Below are 17207 nucleotides of genomic sequence, written 5' to 3'. Positions count from 1 at the left end.
TCACCTTGCAAAGATATGGCTGCCTATTTGGGTTATAATTGGCCTGTTAAATATCCAGTAATTTGTCACCCTCATGGCATTGTAATAATACAAAGCACCACCAGTAGGGTCCCATCCAGCAATTGCATCTCTTGCCGCCCTTATGCTGTCGTTCGTAGGAGGTAACCACATTTGACCGTCTTCTACAGCAGAAAAAGCCCCTGGTTGAAATATAACACCGGCAATAGTTTTAGGAAACCTCGGGTCTCTAACTCTATTCATCACCACAGCTCCAACTGCAACTTTTCCAATGTAAGGTTCTCCTCTGGCTTCTCCATTTATAAGCATTGCCAAAAGATAGACATCGTCATTTGTGGTGACAGAAGAAGAAGCCTGATAAGCCGCTAAATCCTGTGCAGTAGTCGTAAAACCTAGAGCTACTTTTGTATCATCATCTACAATTCCAGTAACTCTAAGACCATTATATGCTTGAAATTTTCTAACTGCCAGCCACGTTCTAACCCCAAAAAATCCATCTACAGCTCCCGTATAATATCCCCAGTCTTTAAGCCGTGCTTGAACTTTGGCAACATCACTACCTGTATTCCCCCAATAAAGGTTAGACATAGCTGTTTTAGTCAAATCATAAGCTGCATATTCAAAAACTGCTGTTATAAAAATAGCCAAAACCGCTATTATAATCTTTATGCGGAGAATAAAATCTATTTTCATTTTGAACCTCCTTTTCTTTGGTGTTTGTAAATATTTTTTGTAGTAGTAAAAGTATTATACGCTGTTTTTAATTTAAAAAATTAAAGCGCCCTTTAAGGCGCCTTCCATGCCACTTTAAATTTATTATAATATTCCTCTATAATTTCAACTATTTTGAATTTAACTTTAGGCTTTTCTTTCTCAATAAGTTCCATTTCATCTTGAGAAAGATATTTAGCCACTTCCTCTGCAGTTTTTGTATCTGTAAACCCGTGGGTAGCATCAATAAAACAAAGGGGAGGAAATATTACACACCACCAATTTTTACCTTCGCCGTTTCCGATAACTACTTTAAGCGCATTATAATTCCCCGCAGGAAGAGTAATAGTGCCATAATACCTAGTAGGAAAATCAAAGGTGCCATAGGCAACTTTCACATCATAATTCTTGCCCTCTCTACGAATTACTTTCTCCGCAACCTTTTTAATCTCCTCAATACTTTGCTTTATAATCCTTTCCGAATCTTTTATATCTTTTACTTTTTCAAATTTAGGCGTTAAATCAACAAGTATAGCATCTCTAACCTTAAGTTTTAATTCCTGGTCTTCTTCTGAATCACTATTGGCAATCACATGAAACCTTATTAATTTGCGGGATAGGTCTTCTCTTTGCAAATGAGAAGCTTTAGCTCCATAAAAATTTGCTGCTATAATAATTGCTAATACCATCAATGCAATTAACCTTTTCATAATTTTATCCTCCATCACAATTCTTTAGTTTAACTAAAGTATTACCAAATATATTAAAAAATATACCCTTCTACCTGAAAAGCCCTATCCTTCGTACATGAGAAGTAACATCTACTTTTATCTCTACCTCCGGAAAAATTTTATCCCAATCTTTTCCCACCTTTTCCCATAAATTTAGATGATATTTTTCAATATAATCTCCTATACCCAGCATGTCTACTTTTAATTCTTTTTGAAATCTATTTATAGCTTTTTGTGTCATCTTCTTTATTTCGTCACTAGTTTTTCTTTCTATGACGTTTAACAAATCATCTTCCATCATTTCTCCGTGTCTTTCAAAAGTATATTCCGTTATATCTCCTTCCACCTCCAGTTTAACTCTATAAATAATTTTCCCATTTTCTTCTTTAACATCTCGCCTTCTAATAACATTTGAAATATTAAAAGGAATCTTTATTTCTTCTCCATCTCCTGGCATACTTATAGATATATCTCCTCCCTTCACAAGACCAGTCAGCCACATATATCCCATGTTTTCATCATCTTCCATCCAACCTGCTAATTTATAATTTTTAATAATAGCAGAACCAGCTATTTTAATTTCATCTTTTCCTGCAATTATTTTTGGTATTATCGCATTGCCGTTCGTCTCATGAAGAGACTTAGTAATTTTATTATAGTCAATTGTTGGAAATTTTGATGTCAAATTGTAATGTTTAAATATATCTCTAATATAAGCTCCTGTATTTGGCTCCATCTCGTATTTTTTTAGAAGAATATCCTGAGCTTTTTGTGGAGTTACAAGAAGATAAACTTTACGGCTCAATTCATAACTCCTGTCAAGAGAATCTAAAACTTGCTGAAATTTATCCTTGTTTTCCACTACATCTTTGCCAAAAATAATAGCTTGTGTATGACCTAAATACAGCGCTTTATCAATTCTTGTACTTATATGGCGAGAAGCAGAAAAAATTGTATCAGCAACTTCAGAGACAGCAAAACTTGGCTTCTCACTTCCTCCTCCACCACCACTGGTACCTTTTGCTATTTGAGCAACATTAGGAAATTGAAAAGTCACAACATATTTTTTATTCGAAGAAGATAGATCTATGCCTATTGCCATCACAAAAGCTCTATCTTCTATTTCTATTTTATCCCAACAGCCTGCCAACATGAGAGCAATTAAAACCGATAATATCACTATTTTAAGTTTTCTCTTCATCTTTATCACCTGATCTTTTAACTTTTAAAATGATAAACAATAGTATTGGCAATATAGCTATAAAAAACACTGACATGTACTGAGAAACATAACCCGCATATTTATAAACTGTCACAATAGAATCGGGAATTAAAGCCATTAAATACATTACTGGAACTGCCGGCAAAACAAAATAAGAATGTTCTCTGGCTTTTAAAAGCTTTGTAAGAGTCAAAATAGCAAAATAGTGAAAAGAATAAATAGAAGTAAAGATGGTGAATGTCCATATTCCCATTACAATTCCCTCTACATTTTCAATAAAAAACACAGGAAAATTAAGAGATTTAATGAGGGTCAAAAAAGGCCACAACTGTTCCCTTGTTTCCTTGTATCCAAATATGCTGATTACAAAAAAAGTTATATACATGTAAAACAACATCGTAGAGATTACTGCTGAATTGACACTTCTTTTTAACTTCTCTCTATCAATTACATATGGAAAAAGCAAATACAATACCTCAAAGCCAACAAAACTATAGGTAGTCAAAAGCATTCCTTTAAAAAACTTAATTAGTGAAACTCTCATAAACGGAAGAAAATTGCTTAAGTCTACGTCAGTTAAAGCTGGCAAAAAAAGTAATACAAGGGGTATCACCATTATAGGAAACAAAATTTCTGACATTCGTGCAATTGGTTCAAGTCCATATCGTACTAAATAAGCAGAAGTAAAAAGCATTGTAATAATTATCATTTCAATGGGTGTATTTGGTAAAAGATATATTTTTAAAACTTCCCCAAAAATTCTTACATCAAGGCTTGCAAATATTGTAAAGTAAAAAACAAGTATAATACTTATAACAATAGAAATAGGTCTTGTTATAAGTTTACCAGTATATTCAACAAAAGTTTCTGTAGGAAATTTAGAAGATAAATAAAGTATCAGCCTTGCAAAAAAAAGAGAAGCAATTCCTCCTCCTAAGATAGCTATAAGTCCATTAGGCCCTACCTCTTTTGAAACATCTGCAGGAAGACTTAATATTCCAGCTCCTACCATAGTAGTGAAAAGCAATATTGATACTTGACTAGCAGAGATTTTATCATTGTTTTTTATCATTGTTGTCTCTCCTATCGTCTTCTATGCTTTCTATTTTTTCTCCCCTTAAATCCTTCATCTTTCTTCTATCAGGAGTATTCAAAATTTCTGGCCGATTTTTAAAGTACATTATAGGAGCTTTTATCAATGTATCTGCAAGGTCACTTATATCTATTTCCACAAAAGGTGAAAGATAAGGAACTCCAAAACTTTTTAAAACAACCAAATGAGTTAAAACTACCATAAATCCCAGCATTATACCATATAGACCAAAAACAGCCGCAAGACTCATAAATATAAATCTTAGCATTCTAAAAGCAATAGCAGCACTGTAACTGGGTATTGCAAAAGAAGCTACAGCCGTAACGGCCACCACTATTACCATCAATGGGCTTACAATACCCGCTTGGACAGCAGCTTGTCCTATAATAAGACCACCTACAATGCCAATAGTTTGCCCTATAGGCACAGGGAGTCTAACTCCTGCCTCTCTTAAAAGCTCAAAAGTAGCTTCCATAATAAAAGCTTCAAAAAAAGCAGGAAAAGGGATACCTTGTCGTGTTGCTGCAACATATAAAGTCAATTTAGTAGGTATAAGGCCAGGATGATAGGCTGTAAAAGCTATATAAACAGCTGGTGAAACGAGTGCTACAATTGCCGCAAGAAACCTTAAAATTCTTAATAGGGAAGATATCATCCACCTTTCGTAATAATCTTCAGGCGATTGAAAAAGAGTAGCGAGAGTAGTAGGTATTATAAGAGCAAAAGGAGTATTATCTGTCAAAATTGCCACTCTTCCCTCTAAAAGGGAACCCGCAACTTTGTCAGGCCTTTCTGTACTCAAAACTTGAGGAAATGGTGAGTGCCAATCTTCTTCAATCAATTGTTCTATGAACCCGCTTTCAAGCACTCCATCTATTTTTATGTTTTTAAGCCTTTCCATCACTTTATCCAACACATTTCTATCAACAATATCATCGATATAAAGCACAGCTACATCTGTATGAGTCCTTTCTCCAATCTGTATTTGTTTTATTTTCAAATTTGGGTCTTTAATCCATCTTCTTACAAGGGCAGTATTTACTCTTATTGTTTCTGTAAATCCTTCCCGTGGGCCCCTTATAACTGTCTCTGCTTCGGGAGAAGAAATCGACCTCATTTGCCAGCCTTTACTAGAAATAATGACTATTTCAGGTGAGCCTTCAAACAATAATGCAGTATCTCCACTCAAAATTGACAAAATACACTTGTCTAAATCTGTAATCTCTTTTATATCTCCCCCTGTTATAGTCCCTTTTTTTATAACCTCATATAAATTGCCTTTTATCTTCTCAATAGAAGGGGCTGCTTGTCTTGAATCCAAAAGCAAAGAGTGGAGTACATGGTCATTTATGAGGTTTTTGTCCACAAGCCCATCTATAAATACAATTGCAAGATTATATTGCTGGTTTTCCCCCACCCAAATATCTCTATATATTACATCATCACAATCTTTTAATTTATTTTTTATATAATCTAAATTTACCTTAAGACTGTTTGAAGCTGGTGTACCATTTTTATCTTCCTTTTTATCGTCTTTTTTGCCAAATATCTTATCAAAAAATCTCATATTCTCCTCCTTACATAGGGAAAAAGGTTCGTAAAATAACAGCAACTATTCCAATGAAAATATAAAATAATCCAATCCACCTACACAGCTTAGAATCTCTGTCTAGTCCTTTCCTCTCTAAAAATTTAGGCTCAATAAAAGTCTCATAAATCCCTACAATGAATACATTAGCAAACATATAAACTGTAAAATATTGTATTACAAAATGCAATAAGCTATACATCGCATCACCTTCTGAATATATATTTTGCACTCAGAAAAAAAATATACAAAAAAAATAGGCCTATGCCTATTTTCGACTGAGATATTTAGTTGCCATTACTACATCTTCTTCTTTATCAACATCGTTACCTATTTCTGGATATTTAGATATGATAGCCTTCCCTTTTATGTTAAATAACTCTTCTGCTTTTTTCTCAATATGAGAAATCGAAAGTCTCCCTATTAAAAATAAAAATAATATCTTTCCTCCTAATAATTTTCCTAATTTCCATGGTTTTTTCCTATAAGCTATAAATTGTTTCGCATCTTTTATTAATCTATCTATGATTCCGGGGTTAACATAAAAAATATTGCCTCCTGTAAAAACTCCTTCTTTCACCCGTGCATAAGTCCTTTTAGCCTCAGGAAATTTTTTTAAATTATCTTCTTTTCTAACAATAGGATAACATAAGTCCGCTCCTGTAGCCTCTGACTTTTCAATAAAATCACAAACTGCTTCTTTAGTCAACATAGGAATATCACAAGTAAGAATCAAGACTCTTTTGTCATTTTTAAAAGGCTCCACCCCCTTCAAAACATTGTCCATTATATTGTCAGCTTGTTCAATGATAACATCTATCCCTGCTACTTTTTTAAGCTTTTCGGTATCTCCAACTACTGCAATTTTATCTATTTTATCACAACCTCTTAAAGCCTCAATTACATAAGAGACCATATACTTCCCATTTATTTTAACAAAGGCTTTATCAGGTAATTTGTCCTCTTTAGTACTGCCGGCCAAAATTATGGCATTCACCCAAATCACTCCTTGTAACTAAAATACTTTATGTCTTTTACAACCTCTGTCTGGAAATTGCGTATATGCTTCTCTGCCCATCTTCTTGCAGCATCTGTATCTCTTGCTTCGATAGCTTCTGTAATTTTTTTATGCTCTTGATGTATTTTTTTCGCTTTTTTCTCTTCATTTATATATCTGACTCTAAATCTGTGTACATGTTCTTGTAAATTATTCATTATTTGTATTAATTTGTCATTACGAGAAGCAGCAAAAATTAAGTCATGAAATTCCTTATCCAATTTTATTAATCCTTCATTATCACCTTCTTCTATCTTTTTTTGAAATTCTTCTACAATTCTTTTTAATTTATCAATTTCCTCCTCCGTTATTCTTTCAGCAGCTAGAGAAGCAGCTAATCCTTCTAACGAACTTCTTACTTCTAAAACATTCAAAAGGTCTTTTGCATCCAAATCTGCTACATAAGCTCCCTTTCGAGGAACCATAACAACTAGCCCCTCAAGCTCTAATTTTCTAATCGCCTCTCTCACTGGAGTCCGACTTACTCCCAGCTTTTCTGCCAGTTGAACTTCCATAAGTCTCTCTCCAGGTTTTAACTTACCTGTAATTATGGCATCTTTCATGTAATCAAAAACTACATCTCTTAACGGTTTGTAATTTTCCAATGGAAGAAAATCATTCATACAATTCTAACCCCTTATCTATAGTTTTTGAAAAAAACACAAAACTGTAAACTTCTTTTAAATCCTCATAAGCTCTCTTAAGTCTCTCTAAATCGTCAAAAATTCCATAAACAGTGGGACCACTACCTGACATAGCACATCCTAACGCACCTTTTTTAAGCAATTCCTCTTTTATTTGATTAATAACTTCACATTCCCGAGAAGTTACTAATTCTAAATCGTTTTTTATATTTTCTGCAATTTTATATATGTTTCCTTCTTGTATAGCTTGAACAACTAAAAAAGTAGCATGGTGACTTTTAAAATTAAGCCTGTCCCATTTATCATAAATTTCTTTTGTGGAAATTTCAATATCAGGTTTTGCAAGAAGTAAACTCATAGATGGAACCTTTAAATTTTCAAATATTTCCCCTATGCCTTTCGCAAGCTTTGTCCCACCTTCCAGACAGAAAGGAACATCTGCTCCGACTTTCAGAGCAATTTCTTTTTTTTCTTCTTTTGACATATTCAAATTCCATAATTTATCTAATGCCACAATTGTAGCAGCAGCATCAGCACTTCCCCCAGCAAGGCCGGCAGCTAAAGGGATTTTCTTGTCAAGCTTGACCAACACTCCTTCTTCTATTTGGTATTTTTCTTTTAGAAGGTTGATGACCTTCACTATTAAATTATCTTCTCCCTCTGGTACTCTATGATCACTACAAAAAACCTTGACTATTTCGCTTGTTTCAAACTCCAAAATATCAGCCAAATCAATCGATTGCATCACTGTAGAAATTTCATGATATCCATCTTCTCTTTTTCCTAATACATCTAAAGATAAATTAATTTTAGCATAGGCTTTTGCTTTGATTTTTTTCATTTCTCCATCCACGCTCTTTCAATAATAATTATATTTTATATATTATACATTATACAATAAATTCTCTGTAAAAAAAATACGCAGTCTCCTGCGTATCACTCTTCCATAGGTATTATTAATTTCATTCCCTCTGAAACTTTATCTTCTTCTAAACCATTGGTAGAAATTAATTCTTCAAGGCTTACTCTATACCTTTTAGCTATATCCCACAAGGTTTCAGCTTTTTGAACCATGTAAACAACAATGCTGTGTTTATTATCGATTTCTCTTGGTGCTTCGATTTCCTTAAGGTCTACAATAACCTCTATTTCTTTCTCTGCAAGTAAATCAACTGTATTATCAATTGCAAACTTTAATTCAATCTCTTTCATAGCTATTATTTCATAGGAAACATGAGAAATTTTTATATCAACCAACATGGGTCCTTTAACTTGACTTATCTCGACAAAAGTCTTAAAGGGATATTCATCTCTATAAGACTTTACACTACCTTCTTCAGACAAATATAAAATAGTATAATCTAATATTCCTTCTATAACCAATTTATCGACATCTACACTGTAGTCAGATATAACAGGAATAACCACAACATCTATAAATCTTTTTAAGTAAGAAGGTAATTCTACATTAGTTTTGACTACAAATTGAGATTTAAAAGATTCTAATTTCTCTATCACAGTTAAATTTTCTTTTATAGGTTGAATATAAGCTTTTGTGCCATAGGCATCAACAGGAAGCTCTCTATCCTCCGTTTCCAACACTTGAACTTTTACTCTTATTGTGACTTCTATATCTAAAATAGTATTTTCTCCCTTTTCATCTTCCAGCATGGTTGTAATTATGTCCACGACTTCCTCTTGAGTTTTAGCAGACATATAACTTAAAGCCCCAGGAATATCTACAAAATTTGCATAATTTAAATCTGTCTCTAAATTTCCAAATGTTCCTTCCTGTGAAATGTATAAAATATTACATTGTACACTTCCTTGAACTATTACTTTGTTATCAGTGACTTTAATTTCCTCCGGTTTTACTGCCACATCTGTTTTTATGACTTTTTGAATAGGGGCCTCTCCATCAGGAACTTTTATTTTATCTTTTACAAAGACTTCTACACTATTTTGCCCTACTGTATGCATTAACTTCACTTTTTTCTTTAAGGACTCCACTTTTATCGAATCTTCAGCTCCTATTACTACTTCTTTTTTATCAGATACTACTAACCTGCATTGTATCTTTATTACAGCTCTCATACTTATTTTTCTACTGTTTACCAACTTATAGTCAATATTTTCAACATTTGCAACTAGTATGCATCTGCTCCTCTTATCAATGCCTTCATCCTCAATGACATGGGAATAGTCAATTTCTTTTTCAATCCTTTCAAGCTCTCCATTTTTTTCACCCAAATACAAAATATCTAATGCTAATTTACCTTCAAACTGAACTTTACCTTCTGTCACAAAAACTTCATTAATATATGTCCGAGGATTTAATGCCAAAAGTACCAGCACGTCCGGTTCATTCTCAGGAATAATTATATCACTCTCTACCAGAAGTTGAGTATCATATGTACCCGATACAAAATCAAACTCTAAAATATCTTTATACACCTGTGGCATGCTTTTACCTCCTTAAAATAATTGTCCTTTACAATAAGATAATGCTAATATAATATATAATTATTGAGGTAAAATTATGCCAAAAAATAAGACCGAATATCTTCGGTCATTGGAGACACTGGATTTTTTTGTTTCCTTCCATTACGGTTAGCTCTACTGTATCTGTTAAAATATCTGAATAACTGTAAGAAACCCTACGGGTCGCTCCTTGTCCATCTAATACCACAATAAAAATGCTCGGATATGTCTTTTCTAATAATCCCTCTTTTATTATGGTCTTTTTTCTACCACCATTTGTTTTAAGGCGAACTCGAGCTCCTATATGTTTATCCAATTGTTTTTTTATTTCATCAAGGGTTGATCTATCTGCCACCATTATCAACTCCTTAGCACATGCTGAAAATATTGTACCACAATTTTCAGACAATGTCAAGGATATAATATTATATCAGTGCACCTACCTATTTGTCAATAATGATTTTTATGCAAAAAACAAAAAAAATATGAAAATCTCAGAGATATTTGCATTTAATCACTAATTTTTAGCTTACGGAGTAAATTAATTTAATATTTGCCTTTTGGAACACCATATCTAAATTTTCCCATTGTCTGCAATCCTCCAATTCCTGGTGCTCCAGTTATAGTGTTTTCTATTAATTCTTCAATTTTTACAAGCTCATTTATATGGGAAAAAGCCACTTTTTCACTCACCAGTACCGGATCAAGGCAGTGTATCAAAACCCTTTCTGGAGAGCTAGCATAATTGGCACCCGCTTTTATAATAGCTTCGTAATTTGATTGGCAAGCTCCTGCAAAAATCACCAAATTGTCAAGTGCAGGTTCGTACTTTCTTGCATTTTTAACCGCTTCCACAAAATACTTAGAATTTCTATAGTTGTTTATATCGCCATAATCTCTACTATTGCTTCTTATACTATCATGACCTGTAAGAATCAATATATCCGGCCTATATTTTTCTAAAAGGTCATACACCTTATCTGGTTGTTCTTCTTCCTTTACCACTACTCCTACAACTTCCATACCTACCTTTTTATAAGCATCAAGGCATATATTTAAATATTCTTCATCTCCATCTATGTGAAGAACCTTTCCTGGTCTTCCGTAAAGCTCTTGCCGACTTGCACGTACCATCTCTTTTTTTCGCTGAAGGCTTTTTGAAGAAGCAATTTTTTTTAAAAGGCGTTCTGCCTTTTCTCTATAAGGCCTATCATATTCCGCAATTTTGGCGCGAGAAGCCTCTATAAGGTCATCTTCTGGTGCATCTGCAATTATTCTCATGTTTAAACCGTGCAAAAGATAATGTCTTACTCCTTTATTATCTATAACATTAATGACTCTAAACAAAATGTCAGAGCCATAAGACTTTCTCATTACAATATCATTAATGCGAAAAGCCATAAATTAACCCCCCTGCGCAGCTTAATTCATAGTTTATAATATGCAGAGGGGTATATATATGTGTATATAAATTTATTCTTCCATCTGTTTACCCAAAAAAGTAGCAGCTGTTTCAGCAATTTTTGCTTCAACTTCTGTAACTGCTTCGCCGGCTTCTTTAGTAAAAATCACCACACTTCCTATGGTATCTCCTCTTGAAATAATAGGTACTATAACTTGAGATGTAATGTTAAATTCCTGTCCATCTGCTATTTTAATCGGTCCTTTATCTTTCCCAGTCCCAAGCATTATCGTCTTTTTCTCTTCAAGATATTTCTCAAATTCTTGACTTATTGGTTTATCAATTAATTCTTTTTTTGCTACGCCGGAAACAGCTATTACATTATCTGTATCTGTAATGCATACAGGGTGTTTTGTAGATTGATATATGCTATCAGCGTACTCTTGCGCAAAATCGCTTAATTCACTTATTGGAGAATATTTCTTTAAAATTATCTCTCCTTCTTTATCTGTAAAAATTTCCAAAGGGTCTCCTTCTTTAATTCTTAATGTTCTTCGAATCTCTTTAGGAATAACAACTCTCCCTAAATCATCTATTCTGCGTACAATTCCTGTAGCCTTCAAAGTAAATACCTCCATTTCCTAAAATTTTTAGCTCAAGATTAGTATTTATATTTTTCCATAAATTTATTCGCAAAAAAACCGGCAACTAAATTGCCGGATTTTTATCCCACTGTCACTTTTATATTTTGAGGAAATTTTTGTATCTTTGCTGCTTTCTCAAGTGCGTCATATTTTTCTTTAATAACCTGATTTTTCTTGTCATTTAACAAATAATTTTGTATCGCATCTTTTACTTCATTAAAAGGTTTTATTGTAACACCCTCTGACTTTATTATATGATATCCATAAGCAGTCTTAACAGGTTTTGATATCTCACCTTTTTTAAGTGAGAAAACTACTTGGTCAAACTCAGGAACCATAACGCCATGAGGAAATTCTCCCAGATCTCCTCCTTTGTCTTTTGTAGCCGTATCAATAGAATACTCTTTTGCTAATGTGGCAAAATTTTCTCCTTTCATAAGTCGATTGTATATATCTTCTGCGGTTTTTTCATCAGCTACTAATATATGACTAGCCTTCACCACTTCAAACTGCTCTTTATTATTATCATAATACTTTTTTAACTCTTCTTCTGTTACTTTTACATCTTTTGTATATTTGTCAAAGAGCTTATTTATCAAAAGGTAATTTTTTGCATCTTCTTTTGTGATATCCTTATTAACTTCTTTTTCTTTTTGATACTCATCATTTATTTCTTTATCTGTAACTGTAATATTATTTTTTATGGCCTCTTGCACAAGTATTTTTTGAGCGATTAAACTATCAAGCACATTTTCCTTTACTACATCTAAAAATTTTTTCCCTTGATAATCCTGATTCCATATGTCTTTTGTATATTGTGGGCTACTTTCAATTTGAGCCTTTACTTGGTCAAAAGCTTTTTTGTATTCAGCATTTGTAATATTTTCCCCATTAACAGTTGCAACAACGTCTTTTTTGGCAGAGCAGGATACGGTTAAAAATACTATAAAAACAAAAAATAAAAGTAATGCGATTTTCCTTTTCAAAATAACATCCTCCTGACTTTAAAAAGTTTACATAGAGATAACTTAATTATATATCATTTCTCCACTAACTGCAAACTTTTTATTTTTTCTAACAATTCTATAAGCTCCTTTTGTATAGTCTCTTTTTTATTGAATTTATAAGTAAGGTACGGTTGTACTTGACTTGAAAATACTAAATTGCCTCCATATTCCTTTATTGCCTTTTCTATAGCCTGCATATTTACTGATTTTATATCTTTAAACTTTAAAATTACAATATTTCCTTTTTCAGTTATTTCAGTAATGTTGACCTGAGAAGCAATAGCTTTTAAATAAGCAATTTCTAATAGTGCCTCTACAGGTTTTGGATAATCGCCAAACCTATCTACAAGTTCTTCTGAAATCTCCATCATATCTTCTCTAGATTCTATAGAGGCTATTTTCTTGTACATTTCTAATCTTAAATTTTCGTCTTCAATATAGGAAGAGTCAATATAAGCATTGACTTTTATGTCTATTGTGGTAGTAATCTCTTCTTTGGGAGCTTCTCCCTTTAAATTTCGTATAGCTTCCTCTAAAAGCTTTAAATACAAGTCATAACCAATTGCATCAATATGACCATGTTGTTCTGCTCCAAGGAGATTTCCTGCACCTCTTATCTCCAAATCCCTCATGGCAATTTTGAATCCAGAACCAAATTCAGTAAACTCTTTTATCGCCTCCAACCTCTTTTCTGCCACTTCACTTAAAACTTTATCCTTTCTATAAGTAAAATAAGCATAAGCAAGCCTATTTGACCTCCCTACTCGTCCTCTTAATTGATACAATTGAGAAAGCCCTAACTTATCGGCATCATAAACTATAATAGTATTTACATTTGGTATATCAAGCCCTGTCTCGATTATTGTAGTAGTGACTAACACATCGTACTCTCCATTTAGAAAATCAATCATCACTTTTTCTAATTGGTTTTCTTCCATTTGCCCATGAGCCACAGCTACTCTGCAACTAGGAACTAAATCTTTTACCAAAGAAGCCATTTTTTCTATACCATTTACTCTATTGTAAACAAAATAGACTTGTCCTCCTCTTCCAATTTCCCTTAAAATAGCATCTTTTATTAATTCTTCATTAAATTCCATTACATAGGTTTCTACTGGAAATCTGTCTTCAGGGGGATTCTCCAATATGCTCATATCTCTTATGCCAATCAAGGACATGTGTAAAGTCCTAGGAATGGGAGTTGCTGACAATGTCAAAACGTCAATATTTTCCTTAAGCTTTTTTATTTTTTCTTTATGAACAACCCCAAATCTCTGTTCTTCGTCTATAATTAAAAGTCCTAAATCTTTAAATTTTACATCACTCTGCAAAAGTCTGTGAGTACCAACAATAATATCGATAGTCCCTTCCGCCAGACTTTTAATTATTTGCGCTTGTTCTTTAGGAGTCCTAAAACGACTGAGCATTTCTATCTTTACAGGAAATTCTTTAAATCTTTCTATGAAATTAGTGTAATGCTGATAAGCCAAGATAGTTGTAGGGCACAAAAAAGCCACTTGTTTCCCATCAGCCACTGCTTTAAAAGCAGCCCTTAAAGCTACTTCTGTTTTGCCATATCCCACATCTCCACAGAGAAGTCTATCCATTGGTCTGTCTTTTTCCATATCCTCCTTAATTTCTTTTATACACCTTAACTGGTCTTCCGTCTCTTCATAGGGAAATTGTTCTTCAAACTCTTTTTGCCATGGAGTATCAGGAGAAAAAGCATGCCCTTTAGCTATCTGTCTTTTTGCATAAAGCTTAATTAAGTCTTTTGCGATGTCTTCTACTGCTTTTTTGGCTTTCCTTTTTGCTCTAATCCATTCACTTCCCCCCAATTTATTTAATTTAGGAGGATTGTCTGTCGGTCCTACATATTTTTGCACAAGGTCTAATTGTTCCACTGGTACAAAAAGGGTATCCCCTCCCGCGTAAATTATCTTCAAATAATCCCTTATAATCCCATCTAGTTTTATCTTTTCTATACCTTCATACTTTCCTATACCATAATTTACATGAACAACATATGACCCTACTTCTAATTCAGTAAAGCTCTTTATCTTGTCGGCATTTTTAATTTTTATAGTTTTTTTACTCCTTTTAGTCTGACCAAAAATTTCTCCATCGCTTATAACCGCAAATTTTGCATCCACATACTCAAATCCCTTGCTAACAGAGGCAGGATATATGACCACTTGTCCTTTTTGTATATCGTATTCACTGTCTTTAATCACTACAGTATCAATATTAAAACTTTCAAGCGTATCTTTTAAAATTCTTGCTCTTTCTTGATTCCCACTTAAAAGCAATACTTTATATCCTGTGTTTTTGTAATATTTCAAATCATCTACTAAAATATCCATTTTGCCGTGAAAAGGATGCATAGACCTTGATATAAAATTAACAATCGTTTGGGGCTGTAATTCATTTTCAGGTTTTGCTAAAGTATTCATTATGAGTAAAAAATTATTTTTCACTCTTTTTAATATTTCATCATAATCAAAAAAAAGCTTACTTTGCTCTGGCAAAACCTCCCCTTTTTCTAACAAAACCTTGAAATTTTCATTAAATTCCATTTGAAAGTTATTTACCCTTTGTTTAATACGACTGCTTTCATCTAAAATAATAACTGCTTCTTCTCCCATATAATCAACAATAGAATAGACATCATCATAAAAATAATCTATAAGCTCATGAATATTTTCTACCCTTTTAGCCTCAGTAATCTCCTCCATAATCTCTTCAAATTTTTGCTGTAATTTTTCTGCAATTCCACTTTTCGATTTTTTTATTTTTGACAAATAGGAATTTAAATAGTTCGAAACTGCCGAAATCCCCTTTTTGATGTGCTCTGCCTCTGCGATAAACTCTGTAGCTGGAAAAATATTTATTTTATCAATATTTTCTAAAGACCTTTGGGTAATCACATCAAAAGTCCTTATGGAATCTATTTCATCGTCAAAAAGTTCAATCCTATAAGGATATTCTTCGGTAGGAGAAAAAACGTCAATTATTCCTCCTCTCACACTAAATTGTCCTTTTCCTTCTACCATTTGAACCCTTTCATACCCCATGGTCACCAAATTTTTCATAACTTCTTCTAAATTCACAGTATCACCTAATTTAAAAACAAACTGATACTTTTTAAACAAATCCATAGGTATGAGCTTGCCTACTGCTGCGTCTATAGAAGTAACTACAGCATGGGGACTTCCTTCTGACAATTTTTTAATTACCTGCAATCTCTGAGACACCACTTCTTGACTCGCAGCATCTATTTTATAAAACAAGGCTTCTCTTTTGGGAAATAAAGAAGCATTGCCAAAATTAAAAGAATACAAATCTTCGTATATTTTTCTTGCTTCCACCTCATCAGGAGCAATAACTAACACCTTTTTGTTAAACTTAGTCATTATATAATGGGCAATATGGGCTTTTTGAGAATCTGTAAGCCCATAAGCCAAAATAGGTCCTTTCCTCTGTTGTAGAAATTCTTCTATTGTTCTAATCTCTCTTAATTCTTCTATTTGACGAGTAAACATGTTCATCACCTCAACATAAGCCTATTCCATAAGCCATGTATTAAAGAAGTTACAATAATAGCCAAAAAAATATTTGTTTGCATCACTAATATGTAAGAGGTTATACCAAAAAAGCTGTGGCTTAAGATGCTTAAAATAGAAGCCCTTAAATTGATTTTATAGGAAGCTTTTATGTAATCATTTACTGCTTCTGCAATTCCAAATATCAAATGAGACAAAAGAATAGAGGAAGTCAAATACCCTGCCACTGTCTTACACGTTTCTTCAATGGCTGGTACAAAATAAATTATAGCTCTTCTCTTATATTTAGTTACTGCCATCCTATTTAGAAAATATGCTAAAATTACACCACCAATTCCAGATAATAGCCACATGTATTCTTTTTTCTCCTTTATTGCCTTTTTATCAACCGTTAAATTTGCTCATAGCATGTTCTATCCCATTTTCTATAATATCTATCACTGCATCTGCTGCTTTTATAACAGCTTCATCAATTAGTTTTTTCTCTGATTCTTCAAATTTTCCTAATACATGACTTACTAAATCCTTTTGCGGTTTCCCAATTCCAATTCTAATACGCGGAAATTCTTCGCTATTTAAAAGATATATGATAGAATTCATTCCATTGTGACCGCCCGAACTTCCTTTTTTTCTTATCCTTATTTTGCCCACATCCAAGTCTTTATCGTCATAAATTACAATTACATTTTCAAGTTGAATTTTATAAAAATTTACAGCGTCGTATAAAGCTTCACCGCTTAAATTCATAAATGTCTGAGGCTTTAAAAGAATTATTTTCTCTCCTTTAAAATTCCCTTCACCTACAAGAGATTTAAATTTTAATTTTGTAACATTTATACCTAATTTTTTTGCCAACTCATCTATTACCATAAACCCTATATTATGCCTAGTTTCTTCATATTCTCTACCAGGGTTCCCTAAACCTGCAATTATGTACATACGACCACCCTTCCTTACCAAATTAATTATACATAATTAAACAAAAAAAAGCTATAGTATGTGTAAAAAGGCTACCGGCAAGTGATACTTGCCGGTAGCCTTTGTGC

17 protein-coding genes are annotated in these 17207 nt (G+C 33.0%); all 17 read right to left on the bottom strand.

Annotated elements, in window-relative coordinates:
• Positions 1-711 (bottom strand): spore cortex-lytic enzyme, encoded by a 711-nt coding sequence (gene sleB, locus BUB32_RS07060; protein ID WP_072968662.1) that lies wholly within the window; start codon positions 709-711, stop codon positions 1-3.
• Between the two features lie 92 nt (positions 712-803).
• Complete coding sequence (gene spoIIR / locus BUB32_RS07055; protein ID WP_072968660.1) at positions 804-1439, bottom strand: stage II sporulation protein R; 636 nt, start codon at positions 1437-1439, stop codon at positions 804-806.
• A 70-nt stretch (positions 1440-1509) separates the two neighbouring features.
• Entirely contained in the window at positions 1510-2661 is a 1152-nt protein-coding gene (locus BUB32_RS07050; protein ID WP_072968658.1) for a Ger(x)C family spore germination protein, read from the bottom strand.
• Positions 2645-3754, bottom strand: a complete 1110-nt coding sequence (locus BUB32_RS07045) for a GerAB/ArcD/ProY family transporter (RefSeq protein WP_072968656.1) — start codon at positions 3752-3754, stop codon at positions 2645-2647. Before BUB32_RS07045 ends, BUB32_RS07050 begins: the two co-directional genes overlap by 17 nt.
• Positions 3738-5342 carry a spore germination protein gene (locus BUB32_RS07040; protein WP_072968654.1) on the bottom strand — a complete coding sequence of 535 codons (1605 nt, stop codon included), beginning with the start codon at positions 5340-5342 and terminating at the stop codon, positions 3738-3740. Before BUB32_RS07040 ends, BUB32_RS07045 begins: the two co-directional genes overlap by 17 nt.
• 10 nt (positions 5343-5352) lie before the next feature.
• Complete coding sequence (locus BUB32_RS07035; protein ID WP_072968652.1) at positions 5353-5565, bottom strand: CLC_0170 family protein; 213 nt, start codon at positions 5563-5565, stop codon at positions 5353-5355.
• Between the two features lie 66 nt (positions 5566-5631).
• Complete coding sequence (locus tag BUB32_RS07030; RefSeq protein WP_042834559.1) at positions 5632-6360, bottom strand: nucleotidyltransferase family protein; 729 nt, start codon at positions 6358-6360, stop codon at positions 5632-5634.
• A 5-nt stretch (positions 6361-6365) separates the two neighbouring features.
• Positions 6366-7043 (bottom strand): GntR family transcriptional regulator, encoded by a 678-nt coding sequence (locus BUB32_RS07025; protein ID WP_072968650.1) that lies wholly within the window; start codon positions 7041-7043, stop codon positions 6366-6368.
• Positions 7036-7905: a 4-(cytidine 5'-diphospho)-2-C-methyl-D-erythritol kinase gene (ispE, locus tag BUB32_RS07020; RefSeq protein ID WP_072968648.1), complete on the bottom strand. Its 870-nt coding sequence runs from the start codon at positions 7903-7905 to the stop codon at positions 7036-7038. The genes BUB32_RS07025 and ispE overlap by 8 nt, the downstream gene beginning before the upstream one ends.
• Before the next feature lie 95 nt (positions 7906-8000).
• Positions 8001-9527 carry a DUF3794 and LysM peptidoglycan-binding domain-containing protein gene (locus BUB32_RS07015; protein WP_072968646.1) on the bottom strand — a complete coding sequence of 509 codons (1527 nt, stop codon included), beginning with the start codon at positions 9525-9527 and terminating at the stop codon, positions 8001-8003.
• 106 nt (positions 9528-9633) lie between these two features.
• A complete protein-coding gene (locus BUB32_RS07010) occupies positions 9634-9903 on the bottom strand; it encodes a Veg family protein (RefSeq protein ID WP_003867615.1) in 270 nt (89 codons plus the stop codon).
• Between the two features lie 188 nt (positions 9904-10091).
• Complete coding sequence (gene yabG, locus BUB32_RS07005; protein WP_072968644.1) at positions 10092-10946, bottom strand: sporulation peptidase YabG; 855 nt, start codon at positions 10944-10946, stop codon at positions 10092-10094.
• A gap of 72 nt (positions 10947-11018) precedes the next feature.
• On the bottom strand, positions 11019-11570 hold the full coding sequence (spoVT, locus tag BUB32_RS07000; RefSeq protein ID WP_072968641.1) for a stage V sporulation protein T: 552 nt from the start codon (positions 11568-11570) through the stop codon (positions 11019-11021).
• A gap of 101 nt (positions 11571-11671) precedes the next feature.
• Positions 11672-12577, bottom strand: coding sequence for a peptidylprolyl isomerase (locus BUB32_RS06995; RefSeq protein ID WP_072968639.1), 906 nt, complete (start codon positions 12575-12577; stop codon positions 11672-11674).
• Positions 12578-12630: 53 nt separating this feature from the next.
• Positions 12631-16140, bottom strand: coding sequence for a transcription-repair coupling factor (mfd, locus tag BUB32_RS06990; protein WP_072968637.1), 3510 nt, complete (start codon positions 16138-16140; stop codon positions 12631-12633).
• 5 nt (positions 16141-16145) lie between these two features.
• The gene (locus tag BUB32_RS06985) at positions 16146-16514 is read right to left on the bottom strand and encodes a hypothetical protein (RefSeq protein ID WP_072968635.1); all 369 of its coding nucleotides are present in this window, start codon (positions 16512-16514) and stop codon (positions 16146-16148) included.
• Between the two features lie 31 nt (positions 16515-16545).
• Entirely contained in the window at positions 16546-17100 is a 555-nt protein-coding gene (gene pth, locus BUB32_RS06980) for an aminoacyl-tRNA hydrolase (RefSeq protein WP_072968633.1), read from the bottom strand.
• Positions 17101-17207: the final 107 nt, after the last annotated feature.

Source organism: Thermoanaerobacter uzonensis DSM 18761, assembly GCF_900129115.1.
GTDB classification, from domain to species: Bacteria; Bacillota; Thermoanaerobacteria; order Thermoanaerobacterales; family Thermoanaerobacteraceae; genus Thermoanaerobacter; species Thermoanaerobacter uzonensis.
The sequence above is the reverse complement of the archived record's forward strand: the minus strand, read 5'-3'. Positions and strand labels throughout refer to the sequence as shown.

Bases quoted from the DNA above. Each gene is read 5' to 3' on its own strand.
- sleB (WP_072968662.1), bottom strand. From the start codon at position 711: ATGAAAATAGATTTTATTCTCCGCATAAAGATTATAATAGCGGTTTTG.
- spoIIR (WP_072968660.1), bottom strand. From the start codon at position 1,439: ATGAAAAGGTTAATTGCATTGATGGTATTAGCAATTATTATAGCAGCA.
- BUB32_RS07050 (WP_072968658.1), bottom strand. From the start codon at position 2,661: ATGAAGAGAAAACTTAAAATAGTGATATTATCGGTTTTAATTGCTCTC.
- BUB32_RS07045 (WP_072968656.1), bottom strand. From the start codon at position 3,754: ATGATAAAAAACAATGATAAAATCTCTGCTAGTCAAGTATCAATATTG.
- BUB32_RS07040 (WP_072968654.1), bottom strand. From the start codon at position 5,342: ATGAGATTTTTTGATAAGATATTTGGCAAAAAAGACGATAAAAAGGAA.
- BUB32_RS07035 (WP_072968652.1), bottom strand. From the start codon at position 5,565: ATGTATAGCTTATTGCATTTTGTAATACAATATTTTACAGTTTATATG.
- BUB32_RS07025 (WP_072968650.1), bottom strand. From the start codon at position 7,043: ATGAATGATTTTCTTCCATTGGAAAATTACAAACCGTTAAGAGATGTA.
- ispE (WP_072968648.1), bottom strand. From the start codon at position 7,905: ATGAAAAAAATCAAAGCAAAAGCCTATGCTAAAATTAATTTATCTTTA.
- BUB32_RS07015 (WP_072968646.1), bottom strand. From the start codon at position 9,527: ATGCCACAGGTGTATAAAGATATTTTAGAGTTTGATTTTGTATCGGGT.
- BUB32_RS07010 (WP_003867615.1), bottom strand. From the start codon at position 9,903: ATGGTGGCAGATAGATCAACCCTTGATGAAATAAAAAAACAATTGGAT.
- yabG (WP_072968644.1), bottom strand. From the start codon at position 10,946: ATGGCTTTTCGCATTAATGATATTGTAATGAGAAAGTCTTATGGCTCT.
- mfd (WP_072968637.1), bottom strand. From the start codon at position 16,140: ATGTTTACTCGTCAAATAGAAGAATTAAGAGAGATTAGAACAATAGAA.
- BUB32_RS06985 (WP_072968635.1), bottom strand. From the start codon at position 16,514: ATGTGGCTATTATCTGGAATTGGTGGTGTAATTTTAGCATATTTTCTA.
- pth (WP_072968633.1), bottom strand. From the start codon at position 17,100: ATGTACATAATTGCAGGTTTAGGGAACCCTGGTAGAGAATATGAAGAA.